Source organism: Thermoanaerobaculia bacterium, from assembly GCA_035593605.1.
Lineage (GTDB): Bacteria > Acidobacteriota > Thermoanaerobaculia > UBA2201 > DAOSWS01 > DAOSWS01.
Genome location: DAOSWS010000026.1, coordinates 1 through 22,665, shown reverse-complemented (window position 1 = coordinate 22,665; position 22,665 = coordinate 1). Strand labels below are relative to the sequence as shown.

Annotated in this window: 13 protein-coding genes and 1 tRNA gene; 9 read left to right on the top strand and 5 right to left on the bottom strand. The window is 50.1% G+C overall.

The genetic code is table 11. The features are described from left to right. The first annotated feature begins 74 nt into the window (after window positions 1–74). Together PLD04_12270 and PLD04_12265 are read left to right on the top strand one after the other, a co-directional pair. A complete protein-coding gene (locus PLD04_12270; GenBank protein ID HXK69109.1) occupies window positions 75–1,601 on the top strand; it encodes a hypothetical protein in 1,527 nt (508 codons plus the stop codon). Window positions 1,602–1,655: 54 nt separating this feature from the next. Beyond that, complete coding sequence (locus PLD04_12265) at window positions 1,656–4,283, top strand: hypothetical protein (GenBank protein ID HXK69108.1); 2,628 nt, start codon at window positions 1,656–1,658, stop codon at window positions 4,281–4,283. 77 nt (window positions 4,284–4,360) lie between these two features. Here PLD04_12265 and PLD04_12260 read toward each other — a convergent pair whose 3' ends face one another. The 4 genes from PLD04_12260 to PLD04_12245 are packed head-to-tail and all read right to left on the bottom strand — an operon-like array spanning window position 4,361 to window position 9,284. Next, on the bottom strand, window positions 4,361–7,798 hold the full coding sequence (locus PLD04_12260) for a DUF2791 family P-loop domain-containing protein (GenBank protein HXK69107.1): 3,438 nt from the start codon (window positions 7,796–7,798) through the stop codon (window positions 4,361–4,363). Between the two features lie 45 nt (window positions 7,799–7,843). Beyond that, on the bottom strand, window positions 7,844–8,164 hold the full coding sequence (locus tag PLD04_12255) for a YbjQ family protein (GenBank protein HXK69106.1): 321 nt from the start codon (window positions 8,162–8,164) through the stop codon (window positions 7,844–7,846). Next, window positions 8,161–8,604, bottom strand: a complete 444-nt coding sequence (locus tag PLD04_12250; protein HXK69105.1) for a zf-HC2 domain-containing protein — start codon at window positions 8,602–8,604, stop codon at window positions 8,161–8,163. The genes PLD04_12255 and PLD04_12250 overlap by 4 nt, the downstream gene beginning before the upstream one ends. Before the next feature lie 2 nt (window positions 8,605–8,606). Beyond that, window positions 8,607–9,284 (bottom strand): RNA polymerase sigma factor, encoded by a 678-nt coding sequence (locus PLD04_12245; GenBank protein HXK69104.1) that lies wholly within the window; start codon window positions 9,282–9,284, stop codon window positions 8,607–8,609. A gap of 107 nt (window positions 9,285–9,391) precedes the next feature. On the opposite strand from PLD04_12245, the gene PLD04_12240 reads away from it, so the two are divergent. The 6 genes from PLD04_12240 (at window position 9,392) to PLD04_12215 (ending at window position 21,338) form a co-directional block, all read left to right on the top strand. Further along, window positions 9,392–9,952, top strand: coding sequence for a hypothetical protein (locus PLD04_12240; protein ID HXK69103.1), 561 nt, complete (start codon window positions 9,392–9,394; stop codon window positions 9,950–9,952). A gap of 58 nt (window positions 9,953–10,010) precedes the next feature. Further along, window positions 10,011–14,147, top strand: coding sequence for a C25 family cysteine peptidase (locus tag PLD04_12235; GenBank protein ID HXK69102.1), 4,137 nt, complete (start codon window positions 10,011–10,013; stop codon window positions 14,145–14,147). Between the two features lie 71 nt (window positions 14,148–14,218). Further along, window positions 14,219–14,908, top strand: coding sequence for a hypothetical protein (locus PLD04_12230; GenBank protein ID HXK69101.1), 690 nt, complete (start codon window positions 14,219–14,221; stop codon window positions 14,906–14,908). Between the two features lie 14 nt (window positions 14,909–14,922). Next, window positions 14,923–16,173, top strand: a complete 1,251-nt coding sequence (locus PLD04_12225) for a hypothetical protein (GenBank protein ID HXK69100.1) — start codon at window positions 14,923–14,925, stop codon at window positions 16,171–16,173. Window positions 16,174–16,253: 80 nt separating this feature from the next. After that, window positions 16,254–17,999: a hypothetical protein gene (locus PLD04_12220; protein HXK69099.1), complete on the top strand. Its 1,746-nt coding sequence runs from the start codon at window positions 16,254–16,256 to the stop codon at window positions 17,997–17,999. Between the two features lie 57 nt (window positions 18,000–18,056). After that, on the top strand, window positions 18,057–21,338 hold the full coding sequence (locus PLD04_12215; protein HXK69098.1) for a fused MFS/spermidine synthase: 3,282 nt from the start codon (window positions 18,057–18,059) through the stop codon (window positions 21,336–21,338). Window position 21,339: 1 nt separating this feature from the next. On the opposite strand, the gene PLD04_12210 is transcribed toward PLD04_12215, so the two are convergent. Further along, the gene (locus PLD04_12210) at window positions 21,340–22,506 is read right to left on the bottom strand and encodes a PLP-dependent aspartate aminotransferase family protein (protein HXK69097.1); all 1,167 of its coding nucleotides are present in this window, start codon (window positions 22,504–22,506) and stop codon (window positions 21,340–21,342) included. Between the two features lie 77 nt (window positions 22,507–22,583). On the opposite strand from PLD04_12210, the gene PLD04_12205 reads away from it, so the two are divergent. Continuing rightward, a tRNA-Arg gene (locus tag PLD04_12205) sits at window positions 22,584–22,657 on the top strand. The last annotated feature ends 8 nt before the right edge of the window (window positions 22,658–22,665 follow it).

Sequence of the window (22,665 nt, the reverse complement as noted above, 5' to 3'; positions counted from 1 at the left end):
GGACCCAGTGTATCGGGGAACAGCCGGAAATGTCAACGCGAAACTTATAGACCAGGTCTGCTATCATGAAGCGGATGGCAGGATCCGAACCAAAGAATTCCACCCCATGCTTCTTCTATCGAAAACATGACTGGTTCATTGCGACGGGTCTCTTCCTGGCCTTTACCGCTCTTTACCTGGCAACAAGTTCCTGTGCTCTGGATGAATGGGACAGTGTCAATTTCGCCCTGGGCGTTGAGCATTTCGATGTATCCCTTTACCAGCCTCACCCTCCGGGGTACCCTCTCTATATCCTTTCAGGAAAGCTGATCCGCACTCTGACAGGAGTCTCACCTGAACATTCTCTGATCTGGACATCGTGCCTCTTTGGCGGCATCTATCTTGCCATGTGGTACCTCTTTCTCCTGCCATCGTTCGGAAGGGTGACCTCTCTTCTTACCGCCATCACCACAGGATGGGCCGCAGGCCCCTGGATGACCGCCACCAAAGCCCTCACCGATATCCCGGCATCAGCCCTGATCGCCGGCGAGCTCTTCATGGCCGCCTCTTATCAGAGAACTCGAAAACTGCCCTGGATGGCGGGGGCAGCCCTTTCGGGAGGCCTGGCCGCCGGAATGCGTCCCCAGTATACGTTTATCATTATTGTCATCTTTCTCTTCTGTCTCGTGGATGCAAAGAGCGGCATGAAGCGGTTTCTTTTCGGGGTCGCTCTCATGGTCCTCTGCCTGGCTCTCTGGCTGGTACCCCTGGTGTGGATTCAGGCTCACAGAACCGACCCGGGACCCGACTGGTCCGCCTACCCGAGGCTTGTGGTCACCCAGTGGCAATGGCGGCTGGATAAACCCGATGTCTACCTGGGAGCCGACCCGGTCACCCCGGGCCGTGTTGTGGATCGGATCCGTTCCCATATCGGTCGATGGTTTTCCCACGGGCTTGGTCTGGGAGCACAAGCGGTTGTCGGATGCCTGGGATTGATTGTATGGCTTTTCGGAACGGGAATCTACTTCCTGGGCGGAACCTATCGGGAACCTGCGCAGTCGGACTTCTGGCGCAGGAATCTTCCCTGGGTCCTGATTCATGTCCTGATTATCCTTGTTGCCCTTCCCCCCGATGTACGATACTACTGCCCGATCCTGCCGCTTCTGGTCCTCCTTCCCCTGGCGGGGTTCAGAAATCTTCCCCGCTTCACGGCCGTCGCCGGGTTTTTGTTTCCAGCCCTGATTTTCTCCCTGACTCTGCCTCTGGCGATCCAGGCTCACCGGGAACCACCCCCTCCCGTTCAACTGGGTGTCAGCCTGCAATCATGGAAAAATACTCATCCTGAAGCTCAATGTACGATCTACCTGGGAGACAGCCGCAGACAGGTGAAGTGGTACTTTCCCGACCTGCCCGTCCTGGCTTCCCTCGCTGCAGGGCCGGCGCCCGTCGAGGGAACCTTGAAGAATGTCATCTTTACCGACGACCCGGACTTTCTTCGACTGAACCCATGGAAAGGCTGGCGTCTCCAGCCCGTCAAGGTCTTTTCCCGGTCAGACATCATTTACAGAAAACATGCCGAGGTCATTCTCTATCGGGTCAGGCAGGAACCTTTCACTCATTGACAACCCAGCAGGTTAAGGGTAATCTAATCCCATGCTCTGGATGAGGAGGATTCTATGAAAAAAGTAATTATTTTGGGCGTCATGGTGACCCTGACGCTGGTGGGAGCACTCCTGATGAATGCCTCGGGATGCAATGTGACCGTCATGTCCCCGACAGCAGGGGAAATCTGGTACGTGGGGCAGACCTATAACCTCACCTGGTCCGCTTCTCACTATTGCCCGTCAAAATTTTCGAAAATCGAACTGTGCGGGCGCACGGCAACGGCGGGAGATGTTGTCCTTCAGACACTGAACAACGTGAATATATCTCCTTCCACCCGTGCCTTTACCCCCACAGCATCCATGGTGGGCTACCCCAAGTATCTGTTTAAATTTTATGCGGAGGAATCTCAGTACCTTGCTCCGGACCTGAGAATACCCTCGGCTGTGGGTACCTCTCCCGAATTTTACATTCAAGCTCTTTCCCCGCCTCTGGAGACCGATCCGGCAGGGTTTACTCTGCAGGGGTACGCGGGCCAGGGAACAATCACCAAGAATTTCTGGGTCATTTCCAACGAGGGGACGATCCCCTGGACGGCATCATCCAACCAGTCCTGGCTCCTGGTTTCTCCCACCCAGGGATCTTCGACCGAAGGATCCACAGCCACCAAAGGCACCCTGACGGTGGACCTGGTCGGCCTCGTTCCCGGAAATTACGAGGGATTGATCACCTTCACGGGCACAACCCGGGAAACCGTGGAAGCTGTTCTTTCCGTTCAACTTCAGGTTTCATCTTCCACCGGGGGGACTCCTGAACTGGTAGTCACTCCGAGCCGTTATACCTTTGTCAGCCTTCTGGGTGCCACTCCGCAATCCCAGACCTGCACCCTGCAGAACACAGGGAGCGGAGCCGCCATATGGCAGGCTCTCGAGGATATCCCATGGCTTTCCGTCTCACCGTCGAGCGGACAGCTGGGTCCCGGTGCCGCAGTCAGCTGCACCTTGAGTGTTTCCTCTTCCATGCAGAGGGCCGGTTCCCACGGTGGATACATCCACTTCACGGCGGAAGGATCGGAAGATGCAGTTGCCGCCGTGGCATGGACCGTCCGGCCCCAGGCCTTTCTGGGCTCATGGACCGGATCCGGCGATCCGACACGAACCCTCCCCATTGTGGCTACCGGTCTCGGTGGCGCCGAGGGTTCCTTCTGGTCGAGTGATGCCCATGCCCTTCCCTGGGGTCCGACAGCCCGGGCAACCTGTTCGGAGCGTGCATCTCTGGCCCTGGACAATCTCCTGAAAACGGGAGATCCCGTAACCCTCGACATGGATACCCTCCATGCGTACCGGGATCGTCTAACGGCGGAATCCGACGGCGTGACCCGGGGGACGAATCGTTTCATCTGGGGAGCCATGCAGCAGAAGGTTCGGAGTACCAGCGCCATGGTCATGGATTTTGACATGGACGACATGTTCTCCGTCATGATGCTGGATCTTCTGGGTGATTACTTCCAGCAGGATGCGGCTTCCGGTTTCGTTCAGGTTCGCGGCACGGGGGTGGAGGATATGATCATCCAGAGCCGCACGTTCACGACGGATATTGAGGGAAAGACCTACGGTCAGTCCATCACCAGTCCGGAATCCGATGAAATCATGGGAGCCGAGGGTGGAGCGACCTATGTCCTTGGCCTTGTCAACTCGGAACGGTTCCGTTCCAACCTCTTCATTACGGAAATCTCCGGCGTCAGCGCGGAAGTCCTTGTCAAGCTTTTTGATGAAAATGGAAATCTGACGGGGAATCCGCTTTCCAGAACGATGGAACCCTTCTCTCAGTGGCAGTTGACCAATGTCTTTTACCAGTCCAATTCCACCGCACCTCGAGGATATGCGGTTGTGTACAGTGACGGCGGCGGATCGGTCCATGTTTTGGGCAGCGTCATCGACCGGGACACGAATGATCCGACGACGATTCCCGGTGTTATTCCTTCTGCTGTCACCCGGGCAACGGAAGATCTCTTCCTGCCGGCCGCGGTCCATGCACCCGGTTCAGCGGGGACCCAGTGGCGCAGTGATGTCACTCTGCTGAACGCATCGGCAACCAGCCAGACTTTCACCGTGGAGTACATCCCGGAGTCGGGAAATTCCGGAGATGTAATTCCACAGGAAGTCACAATGCCGGCATGGACCATGGCCGTTTATGACGATATTGTCTTTAAGCTCTTTGGCGTGGAGCTCGGTAAGGGTACGGTTGCGATCCGTTCGGTGGATCCATCCCAGATCTTCGCCTTTAACCGGATTTACAACCTACTGGACAATGGATGGACGTACGGCCAGGGGACCATGGCCTTCCGAAGTAAGGATGCGGTAACGAACGGCTCCGGTACGCTCTTCATCCTCGGCCTAGAACATTCACCTAAATTCCGGTCCAACGTCGGCCTCGTGGAGATCGGCGGCGCATCGGCAACGGTATTTGTCACAGTGGATCCCTTCTTTGAGGAACCCAGAGGTCTCACTTTTAATCTGAACCCGGGACAACTCCTCCAGGTGAATAACATTATCCGTGACTATGCCGGCTACTCCAATGATCTGACGAACGTCTACGTCATGGTGGATGTCATTTCCGGAACCGGTCATGTCGCTACCTATGGTTCGATCGTGGATTATGACTCTTCTGACGCGACCTTTATCCGGGGTATATTGCGCTGATTGGCGCTTGATTCAAAACCAGAAAGACCGGTCCGACGGACCGGTCTTTTTTTTCTATCTCACGATGCGTGAATGCGTTACTCCAGGAGAAGCGCGTCCATGATCATTCGGGCCCGGTTGGCAATGTGACGGTATCCGTTTTCGTCGGCAATTCGAATGACGTCCAGGCACACGGTCGACGCACGTTCGGTATCCCCTCCAAGATAGGCTGCCTTTACCATGTAAAAGGCTGCATGACAGAAATCCGAATGGTTCCCGGCTTCCTCAAAGGAATTCATCACTCTCTGAATGGTATCCATTCCCGCGGAATCTCCTTCCAGAGCAACAGACAGGAAACCCAGTGCGGCATCGATACTGGCCTCCATTCCTTCCAGACCCAGTTTCGCATAAAGATCTGCCGCGGCTTCAAAATCCGTGCGGGCCTTCTCATAGGCCTTCAGTTCGATCTGCACCTCTCCCCGCAATGCAAGGGCATGGGCCTGCTGTTCCTCCGACCCGATTTCCGAAGCCAGCTGGATGGCCTTGTCGGCCAGATTGCCCGCCCGCTCCCAGTTGCCACGCAAATTTTCCAGCGTTGCACCCGAGTAGAGGATAAAGGCATAGAGCCGCCAGTCACCCATCGATTCCGCCAGGGGCAACGCCATTTCAAAGAGAGACTCCGAACGCTCCAGGTCTCCCTTGTTGTTGGCTATGGCCAACAAATTCGACAGACAGACCAGCTTGGTCCGTACATCACCAAATTTTTCAGCCATATCCAGAGCTTCCTGAATTGCCCCTTCGGCCTCTTCATTCTTTCCCATGTAAAAGTAAGGAATTCCAAGGTTATATTGCACCGTCAAGGCACCGTCGGCACGGCCGCTGGATTGAAAGATCGAGCGGCTGGCGAGGAGGTGTTCGATGGAATTTTCGGAATCTCCCTTCTCCCACAACGATATTCCGAGATAGCATCGGCACCACGCTTCGAGTTCACTGTCCCCCGTTGCCAGAACCCCCGGAAGCAGGGCCGTCAGCGTGTCGTTCATGTTCTGAATATCGCCACGCTGACCGATGCATGATGCCCGCTTGATTTTCCAGAAAAATGAAGATGGGTGGTTTTCCGGAAAAAGATCAACTGCCTTTGTGTAAAAATTTTCCGCATCATCGTACCGGCTGGAGTAAACGGCAAGATTCCCCAGCTCTCCGCAGGCACGCCCCATGAGATCCCTCTGGTTCTCCAGTTCTTCCGATATTTCGGCCACATTGTGCCAGAGATATTCACCTAACTGGACGTGATAGTTTTGGGAGGCATGTTCCGCAGCGGGAACGAAATAGGTGAGAGCCTCCTCGTGACGTCCGCATGCATCCAGGTTTGTGGCAAGGGGAATGAACTGGCTTTCGGGTACCGTTGAATAATGACCCAGGATGGCATCCGCGATCTTGCAGTGAAGCCTCCGCTTTCTGAGGCCGCTCAAGGACTCGATCAGGATCTGTCTGACTTGATCGCTGGAAAATTCAAGCTCTTCATTGGGCCGTTCCACAAGGAGCTTTGCCGCCAGCATGCGATCGGCTAAATCCAGGAGCTCATCTTCGGACAGGTCAACGACACTCGCCCAGATGACAAAGGAGAAGCGCTTTCCGATAAGGGCAGCACTCTGCAGGGCCATCCGCTCTTCGTCGGATAGATCCTTCAGACGGTATTCGATTGCATCGTGAATGTTCTTGGGCATGGGGAGGCGCGCGAGGGAAACTGTAGCCCGGTCTGTCCAAACAAGTTTGGAGAAATCCCAGTCCAATTTTCCGGTCAGCCGTTTCAGCTGATCATCCTCAATCATGGCTCGAAGGGTTTCTGTCACAAAGTAGGGATTTCCCCCGGTAAGACCTTCCAGGGTTTGAATAAAGCGGGCCGGAGGCGGTTCAGATTGCCCAAGAAGAGCCTGCACCAGCTCGGATAACTCCTCCCGTGTAAGAGGACCCAGTGTGTGGCGGGAAGCGTCCCTGAAGCTCTTTCCCTTCGCCCAGCGGCCGTAGGCCGGGTTGGTCTCCCCTTCAGCCGGGATGCAGGAAACTGCGATCATCATCGGAACTTCGCTGTCCGGACTGGTAAAACTGTAGATCAGATGATTTAAAAGCTCGAGAGATGATTCGTCCGCCCAGTGAATATCATCCAACAGGAGAAGTACATTCCGATCTGCAGCCAGATTCCGGAATACGGTGAACACCGCGTGGAAAAGACGCGCCTTTTCACCTTTTGGATCCAGATTGGCAAGAGTGTGCTCCTCTTCGGGGGCGGTGACGGTTTCAAAAACGGGGAAGTTCCGGGCGATAATGCCGAGCTCCGAACCCAGAACGTCACGGTGTTTGGAAGCAAGATAGGTCATTACGGGCTGAAAGAGACCATACGGAAGGTTGGTATCCTCCCGGGTCTGAGCTGAAAGAACCACGGCCTGGCGGTTGACGCCCTCTGCCTTTACCTCTTCCAGGAGCCGGCTCTTCCCGCTTCCGTGCTCTCCCGAAATAAGATGAAAGCTTCCCTTTCCACCGGCAAGCTCCGTCACAGACCCCTTCACGGCGGAAAGCACCGCCGGTTTCCCGACCCAGGGTGCAATGAGAAGCCGATCGGGAGCTTCCACCCGGAAAGCCATTGTCGGAAGATCCAGGGTCATCCGCTGTTCCCGGGTTTCCGCTTTGACCTGTTCCGAGGCAATGATCAGCTGCTGCTTGACTTCCGCAGCCGTGGAAAAGCGGCGTCCGGGTTCCTTTGCCAGAAGCTTAAGAATCGTGTTTTCAAGGCTGATCGGGATCAGTGAATTGAAGGAGGTGGGGGGAGGAGGCGAGTGTTTGAGATGCATCTCCAGCAGCATCATCACTGTGACGCCCTTAAAGGGCACCTGGCCGGTAAGCAGTTCGAAGAGGATCACGCCCAGGGAGTAAAGATCGGCACGGGGATCAACTTCCCTTCCCTGAATCTGCTCCGGAGAAATATAGGCCGGGGTTCCCTGGATGATCCCTGTCTGGGTTGTGAATTCATCAAAGGCCTGGGCTCGTACCAGCCCGAAATCCAGGATCTTGGGGTGACGGTCCTGGATACTGTAGAGAATATTTTCAGGCTTCAGGTCCCGATGGATCATGGACTGTGCATGAATGTATCCCAGGGTATCGGTGATCTGGATCAGAAGCCTCAGGGCCTCAAGGACACCCTCTTCATGCCGGTAGTAAGCTCCCTCAAGGGAACCTTCCTGCCTCCATCGGTAGGAACCAAGATATTCCTTTACATCTGCACCCTCAACAAACTCCATGGAATAGAGGGTTTTTCCATTTTGAAGGTAGTCATACACCTTGACGATCCCGGGATGATCAAGCTTATGAAGGACAAAATATTCCCGGTGAAAACGAAGCTTGGCTGCCGGATCCGGTGAGGAGAGGATTTTACATGCAACAGCCGCCTGACGTTCGCGATCTTCCGAAAGCCAGACTTCAGCAAAGCCCCCTTCCCCCAGTTTTTTCAGGGGGGTAAAACGCTGCTCAAAGAGATCCATTCACCTCATTATACAAGACAACGTTGAGGTAAGCCGAACGAAAAGCTATTCGTCTTCGACTATGACGGCCGTGCCGTAGGCCAGGAGTTCTGCGGCGCCCTGCATAACCTCTGATGTCATGAATTTCACGCAAATGACGGCATTGGCTCCGAGAGCCCGTGCCTCCTCCACCATCCGGTCCAGGGCCTGTTCCCGAGATTCGGCAAGCATCTTGGTGTACTCAGAAATCTCACCGCCCACAATATTTCGAAAGACTGCGAGGATATCCTTTCCAATATGACGGGAACGGATGGTGTTACCCCGGACAAGGCCCAGGGTTCGGACAACGCGCTTTCCCGCGATTTCAGCAGTCGTGCAGACGATCATAGATCCACCTCCCGGTAGCGATCGGACTTCATCGTTCGAATTCGATCAATCAGTACAGACAGAAAGAGCAGGACAAGTCCCAGAAGTCCCCCGACTGTGACCATCTTGAGCCAGAGATCTTCAGGGCCTGAGAGAAACTGGTAGAGTCCAAAGCCCACCATGATGACAAACCATAGAATCAGAAAGATCCAGCCGAACCCCCGGGTGGCACGGCTCGCCAGACCTCTGGGAAGTTCGCCCCACGCATCATCGGATGGAGTTTCGAATTGGGTTTTCATGGCCACCTCCCTGATCGTACGAAGTTGTTCGAGGGTAACCCTGCAGATTTCGCATTCCTGAATGTGGAGCTCAACCCGCTGCTGTCTGGACTGGTTCAACTCATCATCGAGGTACCCCGACAGAAGCTGTTCATCAAATCCTTTCGGGCATTGGTTCGTCATGGTCATTCCCCCTTTCCCCGCTTATCGAAGGGAATCACGCGGGATCTACCTTCCGGAGGGGTATGTTCATCCCGGGATGGGTGAGAATATCCCCGTGCAGCCAGTTCATCGGCCAGGAGACGCCGGGCTTTATGCAGCCTTGACATTACGGTGCCCAGAGGAATGTGGAGGGTAGATGCAATCTCCGCATAGGAGAGATCATTGTAGTCACGAAGAATGAGGATTTCTCTATATTTGTCATCCAGAGCCGAGACACTCTCCCAGACAAGCCGGGACAGCTCCCGGCGTTCAATCCTGACATCGACCCCGGGCCTGTCATCTTCCGGTTCAATGACCATCCCCCGGTCATTCTGTGAAAAAGGGACATTATTTCGTGTTTTACGCCTGCGAAGGCAATCGATGGACAGGTTGTGAGCAATTCTTACGATCCAGGGCCGAATAGAACGCGAACAGTCAAACCTTCGAATGGAAGAGAAGAACCGAAGCAGGCTTTCCTGTGCGATATCCATGGCGTCCTCCCGGTTCCTGAGGATCTGGAAGGCAACACGGTACGCGATACCCCGGCAGTACAGAGCCAGGGTCTCACAGGCTCCCAAATCTCCCTCTCTTGCAAGCCGTACGACGCTTGCATCATCCTGTGCGGAAATTTCGGGCGATTTCAGGGGAATCTCGAATACCATTTCAGCGATCACATTATACCGTACGCATCCGCCCGGACTTTATTCTCTGCAAAAATGAATGATGAAATTTGAACAAAACATGCGCACGCAAGGTATTCTGGTTGAAGATGAACGAGAAAAATCTTATCCGAACCTACCCCGTACCCGTCGATTCCGAGACTCTGGACCGCCTCTCGGCCCGGGTGGAATCAAGGTACAGGACCCATCGCCGAATTGTTGTGACAGGCCGCCTTCTCGGCAGTACCGTTCTTATTGCGGTACTCGCCTTTCTTCTCTGGACACCCGGATCAACCGCACCCGCACCGCAGATCGCATCCATTGAAGCTCCCGCTTCCGGGTGGATCGGTCCGGCGGACAGCCCGGCTCCGCCCCTCCTGTCCTCAACGAGTCCATCGACAGAATCTCCAGATCAAAATGTAGCTGCAGGTTCAGCGAGTACGAATGAGGTTCTGGATCCCGTGGATTTCGACATTGCCAGAACGGACGGAAGCATTGCCCTGGTCTGGAAGGCGGAGCCCGGCGTGGATTACGTGGTAAAGAAATGTACGCTCGGGCAGAAGGGTTTTGACTGCCTGGACGAAGCAAAGGTCGAGGGCAATGCCTACCGTGAACCGGTTTCGGACACGAAGGATCTCATCATCTACCGGGTGTTTGCCCAACGTTCCTGATTTTCCCCTTTCTCCGTAAGGATTAATTTAACATGACGTCGTGTTATACTGAATGAACATGAGGTCTTTTCTTATTTCTCTCCTGGTGCTTCTGGGAGGGCAGGGGGTGTTTTCAGACTCTGCCCGTGTGGAGGAGATCTCTACCGGTATCACGATCCAGGTGCAATTTGACGAGACCACACTGATGTCCATCCTCCGGGGAGACCTTCCCGATGGATTGATTCCCCTGGGCCTACCGGGAGAACCTGCATCAGCGGCAAAGGTCGTTCATGTGGCAATTGTTCCCGGGGCTCACATCTCCATGGAAATCATGGATCTTTCCACTCGAACAATTCCCGAGCCTCTTCCCCTCCATCCGATTCGTGATCTCCGCCCCATGGATGCAAAATCTCTGGATGAGGTGCCCGATTTTGACATCATGCAGGATCCCTATATCAGAGATTCCGAATATGCCAGAAATCCGGTAAGTACCTTTACGGCCTCGAAAGAGCACAATCCGGAATTCATAACGATCAGCGAGCCGAAGACCTTCCGCCAGGTGACCTATGTCGATGTCCTGATCCGCCCCGTATTGTCATTGAACAGCAAATCAGGCACCGGGGTTTTACAATCAGCACGCATTGAGCTCACGATGACACCCACACAGGGACATCCTGTGGAGGATTCTCCCGAATATATCCGCCAGTACAGCCGTTTATTCGCAAACACGTGGAAGGACAAAGGCGGAAGCTACCTACCCGAAAAAACCGTAACAGCCTGGATACCGCCCGCTCACACCGGAAATGCATACAAAATCAGTGTGGATACTGACGGGACCTATATCCTGACCTATTCTTTCCTGAGTACGTACGCTCCGGATCTTATAACCGCCGACCCCACGCTCTTTCGCCTATATAACCAGGGTGCTGAGATTCCCATTTACGTTTCCGGAGAAAGCGACCATATCTTTAGCGACGGTGATGCGGTCTATTTTTACGGTGAAGCACTGACGGGAGAGGCGATTCCCGGTGTCTGGTGTGCCGGGGATTTTACCGACACCAACGTGTACTGGCTGATCGCGGGAACGCAGGCCGGCCTGAGGATGGGGACACGGCACGAAAGCCCGGTGACCTACACGACTCCCACGTGGTTTGAATCCACAGAGCGGTTTGAGGAAAACCCATCCTTTGCCTCCTTCCAGACACAGAATGATACCGATCTCTGGCTCTGGAAGCGGGCTTTCTGGTACGGTACAGATGCCAGCAATGCTGTCCAGACCCATACGGTAACGCTCCTGTCCGCGGCTCTTCAACCGTCCTATTCTGCTCATATCGACTTCAATGTCCGGGGAACCAGTTATTTTACAGAAGATCCTGACCATCACGTCAAAATCGGGATCAACGGTACGTTCCTGACGGAAGCCACCTTTAATGATTACGACGCCGTGACTCTCTCCCATGATTTTGATCAAAGTATCCTGGGTTCATCGGGTGATCTCACCATCAACGTTACCCATGAAGTGACCGACCCCGTTGATCTCAGTATTCTCTCCGACAGCGTGTACAGCAACTGGTTTGATATCACCTATGCACGGCAATTCGAGGCAGTCAACGATGCTCTGACCTTTTCCTACGACCCCGGATCCTACCGGTTTGAAATTTCTAATTATTCCAGCGATGACGCCATGGTTCTGGACGTAACGGATCCAACTTTTCCTGTTCGGCTGACGAACACATCCTTTATTAATTCAGACGATAAGTACACAATCCGGGCTTACGATGCCGCGACCACCTCACCAAGAACGTACCATGCTGCCATTCCCATTGCAGTCACTGAGGGCGATTTGAAGGCAGACAATTCATCCCTGAATCTGGATGACCCGGGATTTGTCGTGCCCAACTGGGTGATGATCTGCCCGGATGACTGGGTCAACTCCACGGGCGTACAGGATCTTGTATCCCTCCGCCAGTCTCAGGGACTTACCACCATGGTCGCATCGGTGGAAGACATTTACGACGAATATTCCTACGGGATCTTCACACCCCGGGCGATCCGTGACTTCCTCGAAGATCTGTACGGGATGGCCTCCCCCCCCGATCTGCAATACGTCGTTCTTCTCGGCGATTCCGATTATGACTACAAGGACAACGCGGCCAACGGTAGCTACAACCTTGTGCCCACCTGGATGGTGGCCGATCCCGGTTTCTCCTCCTCTGCCTTTCATCCCTATCCGATTCACAGCTTTGACAACTATTTCGGATGCTTTTCCGGCTCGGACAGCGTACCCGAAATCTATATCGGGAGAATTCCAGCTCGAACCGAGGTAGAGGCTAATGCAGCTCTGGGAAAAATTTTCTATTATGAGACAGGAATTACGGACTTTTCCTGGCTGGGAAAGACGCTCTTCTCCGCCGACTGTCAGGATTACGGCCAGTTTGAGCCCGGACAGGACACCAATGCCCTATATGTCAGCCCCATTCCTCCCCACTCTGTATACAAAATGTATTTCCGCCTTCCCCCCTGGAACTGCAATGCCAAGGATGTTTACCAGTATGTGAGCGGGATCCTGACCATGACACCTAACGGGATCTCGGACCTTGTGGATGAGTTTAATGAAGGGTATGGGATTATTTCATGGAACGGTCACGGAGGATTTCAGCAGTGGGGATCCAAGAATTATTTAAATGTGACAGACTTTCCAGGACTGACCAATGATACCCGGCCTGCGGTAACCTTAAACGCCAACTGCTATACCGGCGCCTTTTATCACTCGATCGTTCAGCCCACCTTCCTGGAAGGCCTCATGACCCCCGCTACGGGAATGGTTGGAGGGATCTCTCCAGGCACGTACATGTTCAGCTTCCAGGACCACTCTGTCCTGGAACCGTTCTACCGGGAGGTATTTGGCCGGAACCGGGAGCGCCTGCTGGGCGCATTGTTCCAGGGTTCGATCCTGGAAATCGCATCCAGCGGAGATCAGCGGCTCACGGAGGGCCTGGTCGAAATGGGAGATCCGGCGACCCGCCTTGCCATCCCCACGCCGGACCCTGTCAAGAATTTCTATATTTCCGACACCGACTGCCGCCTGATTCAGCTGACCTGGGACCCGCCGGATCCCGGATTTTCAGGGAAGTACTCGATCTACCGATCTGAAGATGGTGGAACCACCTTCTCGGCGATCACCAAAACAGCATTCACGACCTTTGACGACACCGATATCGTCTATGGCACAACCTACGACTATTACGTTGCCGCCGTGGATGATGACGGGTTTGAGGGTATCGCTTCGAACATCGTTTCCCAATATGCATCCCCCTGTACACCTGCGGTTCCCCAGAACCCATTCTGTTCCAATCCCCAGCTCGGAGGACGCCTGGATCTGCTTTGGGATGCCGTGGACGAACCGGAAATCGAGACCTATCGGGTCTACTGGGGCACGACAAGCGGGATGTACCCAAACTTCACAGACGCAGGGAATGTAACTACATACCGACTGGAAGGTTTGCCCGAAGGAGTACCTATCTATATTGCCGTCGCAGCGCGGAACACCTTTGATCTCGAGTCGGTAAAATCGACACAGATTTCCTGCACGTCCTCCCATGAACTGGGCTGGGCACCGCCCGTCATGGTCTATCCCATTACCCTGACCAAGGATGGATCCAGCCATCCCGTCCTTCACTGGGACCTTCCCACCGAGGACATCTGGGGCGGGGAGATGACCAAATCGGACATGTCCCTCTGTTCCGTCTATCGCTCCGAAAATCCCGATTTCGTCCCGGACCGTTCCACTGCCTCCGCAGACCGGATCGGCACCGTCGACCCCCAATTCTGCCTGGCCGGAGCCTGTCAGTTCACGGACGAGACTCCCGCCGAACCCGCCCACTACTACGTCACCTGCGAAACATCGGATGGGGAAGAGAGTTCGATTCGAAATGCACCACCGAACTTTCCTCCTCATTTCTTTGTTCAGTATTCTAAGGGACAGTATATTATCACGTGGGAAAACGTCATCAATAGAATGGATGGCGAAGGAGCTAATATTATCGATTATTATTTATTTAGAGAGAGCACAAACACCTTTTTACCTGACATTAAAGATCTTACAAATTTTATCGCCAGCACAGATCAGTTGATATACCTAGATTTTACGGGTACTTTGGGATATTTTTACAAGACAATGGCCCGAGATTCAAAAGGGAATCTGGGACCTTTCTAGTTCATCTTATTTGAACAATTTTTCAAGTTGTATGGTATTATTAAATTGAAAATACTAAAGGAGGCATCTCTATGCGTAAAGCCTTGCTCACTATCCTGATTGTTGGGGCTGCGGGAGCTCTCCTGGCTTCGAACATGGGGTTCAAATTGAGTTACAACCTTGTGAATGCCGGGACTGTAGGTAATAACTGGGTTTCGTTACCTTACTACTACACACCCGCCGATCTAAACTCCAACTCTCTCGTCGATGCAGAGGATCTCTGTGACGATATCGGTGGACCCTGTGCTGCTGCATCCAGCTGCACAATCGGTCGATGGAACACCGCGACTGATGCCCCGGTCACGTGGACCTGCCAGGGCACCCGTGGTACGCCATTCACCCTCACAGCCGGAGAGTCTGTATTTGTAAAAGTGAATGCCGGTACTACATTCGTTGTTGTTGGTTCACACAATCCTTCATTGGGATACGCTCTCGCAAATGCGGGTACTGTTGGAAACAATTGGTTTTCAGTTCCCTATCATGCAAACCTCCCGGATAATAATGCAAACTCCTTGATGGATGCGGAAGATCTTTGCGATGACATCGGAGGCCCCTGCGCTGCTGCTTCCAGTTGCACAATCGGTCGATGGAATACCGCGACCGACGCTCCAGTTACATGGACCTGCCAGGGCACTCGCGGTACGCCGTTTACGTTAACCACTGGAGAAGGTGTATTTATTAAGGTTAACGCAAACACAACCTATACGCCGTCTCACTATTGATCCTGGAGGTAATCATGAGAAAACTCCTCTTTACTTTGCTTGCACTTTGTATTATTCCAGTAGGTGTATATGCTGGCTGTAGTACACCCGGATTGACCTACGGGCATATCCTGGGTGGATGGCTCCCCTGGGCTGATTTTGATACTGCCCAGTCAAACCAGCATGTTTTCGCCTATGGTATTGGTGGAACGACAGGCATGGTCAATACTGCGAATGCTGGCTGCAGTGTTATCGGATATGACCAGCAGATCTGTCAGTATGGCAACTGGGCATATATTGGCAATGTTGCCTTTGGATGCCCGGCCCAGTTTGACTTTGGCGCATACACGGCTTGCACGACATTAACGGCCTGTCCTCCTGCCACAGCGGATGCAGTAGTTGCCTATTACATTGTACCCAGTGAAGGGACTGCCAACCACGGATTAAAATGGGTTGTTGATTCCTGTGGTGTTGATGCCGGAATTGGCTGGGACATGGATGATTCCAACGGAAGTGGTGCCAACCCTGCGATGGCAACTCTTGGAGTCATTGGTATTTCAGCGGTCACTCGGGATGCGACCAATATTTATGTCACAGTTAATATCCCTGTTCCTGGCGGAATCTATGGGGAAAACACGGGAATTATTGGTTCTCCCACTGCTAAAATTGCTGGATTTCAGGTTCTGTACCAGCAGGTAGGTGCTGCACCAACATCCGGACTTGCTTCGGGATGGACTGCCCCCGCGGATCTGGACAGTAGAATCCTTTTCGGTGGAGCAGGGAATGGTTCAGACAGCGCTGAAATCACGATCCCATTCGCTGGCACCAATGATATTTATCTAACATACGTTCCAGTTTTCGCAAACACGACAACATGTGCTACTCTCCCCTGCACCACAACAGCTCAAGTAGGAACCTTGTACGGTAACGGATTTTTCCTCCCCTACACAGGCCCTAACTCTGCGCCCATTACTCCTACTCCTGTCACAATAACCTCTTTCAATGGCGTGTATCAGGACCTTCAGACCATTGATCTGAACTGGATCACTGCCTCAGAAATGGACGCTGCAGGGTTCTTCCTCTATCGTTCTCTTGACGGTCTGAACTGGACACAGGTTAATACCCAACTGATTCCCGCCGCGGGACAGGGTGGTTCCGGTGCCAATTATGCCTTCACCGATAATCTTCCCAAACAGAGAACTTTCCAGAAGTGGTATTACAAAGTTGAAGAACTGACCACTAATGGTCAGCGAGCGGCAACAGCAAATACAACTGTCAGCCGTTAGCCATAGTTATAAATTGTTAAAAAGCGGGCCTTGTGCCCGCTTTTTTTTTCATTCCTTTCAATATATAATGAGTACTTCCAGTGAGCCGTGAAATTTTATTATTTTCTTCCGGGTTCGTTCTCGTTTTGCTATTCTATGATGCGATATGCATCTATGGAAGAAAATGGTCTCTACTGTTTTTTCTAACTGGATTCCTCTACAGTATCCTCAGATCCCAATTTGTTGCACTCGTAACGGGGATTATATCTGGAAGTGAATCTTTTCTCCCATATCAGGTCAACCAACCATATATTAAAATCCTTGGAACAACACCTCAGGAAATCATTGGATGGCTTATAGTTTCATATCTAGCATTAAGATTGGCGTCCAGTCTGGTGGATTTTCGAAATGTATATTTTCGGTTGCTTTTTGCAGGGCTAACCATTGGCATGGTTGCATATGCAGTAGAAACCACAGCCATTGAGGCTGATTGGTGGAAGTGGTACGTACCCCTGGGCGATTCATTGTTTGGACGAGTTCCCTTTATTGGCATTTTGGACTGGTCAATGGTTTCAATTGACTTTCTTGCTCCATTTATCTTGATTCAGATACCCAAGGTCCCTCGATGGCTTAAGTTTTTCTCACTATTGTTTTTTCCCCTGCATATGGCTGCACATCTTGGCATTACTCCTTTAAATCAGTTATTTCCATTCAGCATTAGTTCCTTGGGGCATTTATTTTGGGGGATTTTGTTTCTCCTGTTAGGCACCATCCGTAATGAAGACACCCCGATAAGATCTCTATCAAAACTAGTTCTGATTTCGTTTCTCCTGATGGGGAGTGTTTTAATCTTAATTAATGTAGCCATTTTAAATAATCCACTTTTGTGTATCTCCATTCTTCCTCTTGTTTCAATCTATCTTTTTACCTTGAATACTAAGATTCGATGGGTTCCAATATTGCTTCTTCCGTCTTTTCTTTTCTTGCCAACACTTACTCCAATTGGGTTTCCTCAAATATTGGGAATAATACACAATATTATCTGGAGTGGACTCAAAAAAATACGAATATTAATCATAACAATTTTACTATTGTTCATTTACATAGCTCACTTCATATGGTATCAGCGTTATGATGAAAACCGCACACTTTTTTCATCAGCAATTCATATGTTTAATAACGCGAACTATTATGGAGCGATAACTTCATTCACTCGATATCTGCAAAATGACCCTTCGAATGGTTTTGCACACTTTTTTTTAGCCGAAAGCTATCTATATACTCAGCAGCTTGATCGGGCACTTTCACAATATATATTGACGATACGCTTTCTTCAGTTCCATCTTGATGCAACCAAACGGGCAGTCGGTATTTATGTAGACCAAGGAAAATTCTTGGAAGCCTATGATATTTGGAAGAGAGCGATACTTTTTCATCAAGACGATGTCTTTCTTCATTTTCTGGGAGGGAGAATTTATCTCGGTTTGAAAAATAGCGAAGACGCAAACATTGAATTCAATTATGTTTTGAGTAAGACAAACTTAGACTATGAATCGTTACTTTATTTAAACACCCTGATATACATGGGAAAGGTTGAAAGGTCGTTAGAAGAAGCCAAAGCAACCTTATTGGTTGAACCAAATCGAAACGACATAATCTCTTTTTTAGACACTTACTACAAAGAACAAGGTCTCAAAGAAGACAGGCTTGAGTTATTTAAAAAATTATACGATCAAACAAAATCGCCCGGTATCCTTTCCTACCTTTCAGAGATGGCAAATGAATATAAAGATCCAGAAACTATTCAATGGATTCATCAAATTCAAGATAGGGAAAACCCGAAATAAAAAGATATGATTTCTCTACATTTTGACAAGTTCTGATTATTCATATAGCATTATTGCATGTTCAAATTTAAGCAATCTCCGATTCTTGTCGTTTATTTCCTCTTTTTCATTTCAGGATGTTCTGCCCTTATTTATGAGGTATTGTGGACAAGGATCCTGACCCTTACACTTGGGCATACTGTATATGCCGTCTCCACAATACTTACAGCATATATGGCTGGGCTGGCGCTGGGTAGTTATTTTGCAAGTAAAATAGTAGATAAAATCAGTAAACTAATAAAGTTATATGGTTTTATAGAAATATCCATTGGGTTGCTTGCATTGCTGATATATCCATTGTATATTCATTTAAATTTACTGTACTCACCAATATACACATACATTGGTGACAGTTTTTTCCTTTTAACAATCACCAGATTTATCCTGGCTACTGTCGTACTTATCCTGCCTACTGCACTTATGGGTGCAACGGTTCCTGTTCTAATTAAAGCTGTCACGGATTCTCTTGATGTTTTAGGTCGCCGCTCTGGCAGATTATATGCAATTAACACTCTGGGTGCGGTTACAGGTACATTACTTTGTGGATTCCTTCTGATTCCACAACTTGGTCTTTCAAAAACAAACTACCTTGCCGTTGCTTTCAATATTTTAGTTGGCGGAATTGCCATACTTATACCCTGGGAGGAATCTAAGTATGAATCTACACGTATCGTCCCAATTCCCACATACGAGCAACGCTGGGCCTATTTTGCAGCATTTCTTGCTGGATTTGTTGCTCTTGGTTATGAGGTAATATGGACTCGGTCTTTGGTTTTCGCAATTTTTTTGGGCAGCACTACCTATGCGTTTTCGACCATGCTTGCTGCGTTTCTAAGTGGTATCACGATAGGATCATGGTTGTTCTCATACTTTGTCGATCGATCGAAAAACCTTCAGCGTTTATTTTTTCTTGTTGAATCACTTATGGGGCTAGTATCAGTCATTTTAATTTCTCTTGTTATTGCAGGAAAACTTCAACCTACTGTTATTGATAATTTTTTCATCGGGGCCATCTTTGATTTTGTAAAAGCTTTTCTTTTGATGTTAGTACCTACAATATTCATGGGTGCAGTATTTCCGATTCTGGTGCGATATGCGGGTAGATCTAATGACTCAATAGGAATGGAAGCTGGTCGTGTCTATTCTTCCAACACTATGGGAGCAATATTTGGTTCTTTCTTTTCGGGATTCATACTAATTCCGACGATCGGGCTGTCTGGTAGCGCTATTTTCTTTTCTGTTACTGCACTAATTGTAAGTTTGATTTTTTTTGTTTTTGGAAGTCGGAAAAAACAACTATCGATGCCGTTAATATTCTGTTCAGTTCTCATAATGGCTGGTATAATATTTACAACCCCCTCCTTAAATTTTAAATCCTACTTTATTAATCAGGGAAAAAATGTCTGTTATTACAAGGAAGGAAGTGCGGCCACTATAACTATGACAGAGGATTTAGATGGTTTTAAAGGTCTTTGGGTAGATGTTTTCCTAGCGCAAGGCTCAAACGATATGATCGCTATGAGTGATATAAAGAGCCTTGCCCATCTACCTACACTTCTGCATCCATCTCCTAAACGGGTTTGTACAATTGGCTTTGGCACAGGAGGAACTTCTTATTCATTTACATTACATCCTGAATATGAAGAAATCATTTGCGCTGAAATAGACATGAATATACCTCGCGGATACCAATGTTTCCAGGAATCAAATCACGGTTTTCTTGAAGATCCTGACCCCCGCTATCATATTGTTCAAGATGATGCTCGAGCATTCCTTGAAAACACGCCAAAATTCTTTGATGTAATTACTGTAGATCTAGCAGATATTGCTAACCGCGGAGAATCTGATTTATACACGAAGGATTTTCTAGAAGTATGTAACAAACGTCTAAATTCCGGAGGACTTAATGTTGTTTGGTTAAGCGTTAAGTCATTGTCTCCTCCAACTTTAAAGACACTTTTGAAAACTGTATTATCTGTGTATCCTCAGGAAAATGTCACCATCTGGCACTTGACGAATTACCCGAATCACGATCTGCTTATTGTCGCAAGAAAAGATATACCTCTTGAGATTGATGTTGAGAATCTGATTCAAAGAATGGCTCGACCTTCTGTAGCCAAAGATCTTGCAGAAATCAACCTCGATAATCCATATAAATTATTATCTTGTTATTATGTTCCGGCCTCTGCTTTGAATGATTATTTTGGAGAAGTCCCAATACATACGGTAGATAAGCCTGTTTTAGAATTTGAAGCACCCAAGGACCGCTTTAAGACGATCAGTATGTGGCAGAACCTTTTAGAATTATTTTGGCAAATTCGAGATCCATATCCCCCCATAAAAACAATTCATCCTGAAGAGTTTAGCCGACAGATGAACCACGAGTTGGAAGTAAGAAATCTGTACCTCCAGGGAGAATTGGCTGTTCTTCAAAGTCAGAATCTTATTAAGGGTTCATTACAATTTAGAAAAGCTCTTGAATTATCACAAGATGATAATGCAATTCTTTTCTGTTTAGGTGCTTCTGATTGGCATATTCAGCTTTATAAGCAGCGTCTTCAAGATAATCCAGAAGATGCCGATCCTGCAATTCTTCTCACACTCGCTCATATCACACGAAACGAAATCAAAGAGGCAAAAATCTCCTTAGAAGTGCTTCAGAGAATACAGTCCAATAACCCTGTAATTAAATACCTTGCTGGACGATTGGCAGAGGCAGAGGGTAATTATAATGAGGCACTCAATTACTACAACCAATTTCTACCTTCCGCCACTCCGGAATATGCAAATGAAACTACCGCAAGAATAGAAATAATGAGACTATTGTCTAGACCAAAGATCTCCGACCAAGATGAGGAGCACCTAGTACAGTATGAGATTCAAGCAGGAATGATTCGTTCTGCTCTCCAAAGAGCTAAGCACCTTTTAGAAATTGCAGGAGATTCTTTAGACAATAAAATCTGGTATTCTATGATTCTGAGAGATGCCGGTCTATTGTATGATTCAGCAAATATGCTAGAGGCCGTATTAAAAGAATCTCCGGATCGACCTGATATATGGTATTTGCTGGGCGATATTTATTTGCAGATCAGATTGACTTCACAGGCCGAGCACGCCCTTAATAACGCCTTGCAATTAGACAGTAGAAACCCATCTATTTATTACAACCTAGCACGTCTTTACAGTCTGTTAGATCAGCCTGAAAGAAGCATTGAGTATCTAAAAAAAGGCACAGAGCTGGGAGGTCCGGATTTAATGAGGCTGGCAACTCAAGACCCGATATTCCATACCTTATTTTAGTCTATTTCAGCGCTGATTTAATATCCTGGATAATATCTTCCGGATCTTCTATGCCGACGGAGATGCGGACAAAGCCGTCGGTGAGGCCGCGGGCTTCCCGGACCGCTCTGGGAACCTCGGCATGGGTCATCGTGGCGGGGTGGGTTACCATCGTCTCCACGGCCCCAAGACTCTCCGCAAGCTTGCAGAGACGAACACGGTTCATGAGCCTGGCTCCAGCCTCCACACCCCCCTTCAGTTCGAGGGAGATCATGCCCGAAAACGATTTCATCTGTTCCTTTGCAACCTCGTGTTGGGGATGGGAGGGAAGTCCGGGATAGATGACCCGGTCCACTGAAGGATGAACCTGCAAAAATTCGGCGACCTTCATGGCATTGGCTGAATGGCGCTCCATGCGGAGATGAAGGGTCTTGATCCCCAGCTGCGTAAGGAAACAATCCATGGGTCCGGGCACAGCCCCGATGGCCTTCTGCGCAAATTTCAGCTTCTCAAAGAGATCGTCCCGGTTCACGATGACGGCACCCCCAATCAGCTGGTTATGGCCTGAGAGGTACTTGGTCGTACTTTGCACCACCAGGTCCGCCCCGTACTCCATGGGGCGGAGCAGGGCGGGCGTGGCGAAGGTCGGATCCACCGCGTAAAGAACATCATGGGATCGGGCAAGATCCCGCATCGCTGCCAGATCGGTGATTCGGAGGAGAGGATTGGAGGGAGTCTCGATCCAGAGCATCTTTGTCGAAGGAGTAAAGGCACGATCGGTCGCCTTGGAATCGGTTGTATCCACATAGGTAACGCTGATTCCGTAAGGAATGAAGAAGTTGTCCATCAGGCGGATCACGCCTCCGTACATATCCTCCGAGGCCACAATGTGATCTCCTGGTTTAAGAAGGCGAAGAACCGCATCCACGGCGGAGAGCCCGGAGGAAAAAGCTATGGCAAACCGGCCGCTCTCAAGGGCGGCAAGAGCTTCTTCGAGATTCTGACGTGTGGGATTTGACGCACGACTGTAATCGAATCCCCGGTTCTTCCCCACCTCCTCCAGAGCATACGTTGCGGTCTGATAGATCGGCGGAATGATCGCACCTGTAGCAGGATCGGGATCTGATCCTGCATGGACCGCAAGTGTATCGAACTTCAGCTTTATCATCTCCTTATGTACCTTTTCCATGGAGTCATCATACCATGGGCCCACCAGGGTTTTGGACAGGTTTTTTTTCTAAAGCGATGTGATATAATGCGGACCCTGCACCCATAGCTCAATTGGATAGAGCATCTGACTACGGATCAGAAGGTTGGGCGTTCGAATCGTCCTGGGTGCATTCCTTTT

Excerpts from the sequence above, each read along its gene's own strand:
- PLD04_12270 (HXK69109.1), top strand. The coding sequence starts at position 75 with ATGGCAGGATCCGAACCAAAGAATTCCACCCCATGCTTCTTCTATCGA.
- PLD04_12265 (HXK69108.1), top strand. The coding sequence starts at position 1,656 with ATGAAAAAAGTAATTATTTTGGGCGTCATGGTGACCCTGACGCTGGTG.
- PLD04_12260 (HXK69107.1), bottom strand. The coding sequence starts at position 7,798 with ATGGATCTCTTTGAGCAGCGTTTTACCCCCCTGAAAAAACTGGGGGAA.
- PLD04_12255 (HXK69106.1), bottom strand. The coding sequence starts at position 8,164 with ATGATCGTCTGCACGACTGCTGAAATCGCGGGAAAGCGCGTTGTCCGA.
- PLD04_12250 (HXK69105.1), bottom strand. The coding sequence starts at position 8,604 with ATGACGAACCAATGCCCGAAAGGATTTGATGAACAGCTTCTGTCGGGG.
- PLD04_12245 (HXK69104.1), bottom strand. The coding sequence starts at position 9,284 with ATGGTATTCGAGATTCCCCTGAAATCGCCCGAAATTTCCGCACAGGAT.
- PLD04_12240 (HXK69103.1), top strand. The coding sequence starts at position 9,392 with ATGAACGAGAAAAATCTTATCCGAACCTACCCCGTACCCGTCGATTCC.
- PLD04_12235 (HXK69102.1), top strand. The coding sequence starts at position 10,011 with ATGAGGTCTTTTCTTATTTCTCTCCTGGTGCTTCTGGGAGGGCAGGGG.
- PLD04_12230 (HXK69101.1), top strand. The coding sequence starts at position 14,219 with ATGCGTAAAGCCTTGCTCACTATCCTGATTGTTGGGGCTGCGGGAGCT.
- PLD04_12225 (HXK69100.1), top strand. The coding sequence starts at position 14,923 with ATGAGAAAACTCCTCTTTACTTTGCTTGCACTTTGTATTATTCCAGTA.
- PLD04_12215 (HXK69098.1), top strand. The coding sequence starts at position 18,057 with ATGTTCAAATTTAAGCAATCTCCGATTCTTGTCGTTTATTTCCTCTTT.
- PLD04_12210 (HXK69097.1), bottom strand. The coding sequence starts at position 22,506 with ATGGAAAAGGTACATAAGGAGATGATAAAGCTGAAGTTCGATACACTT.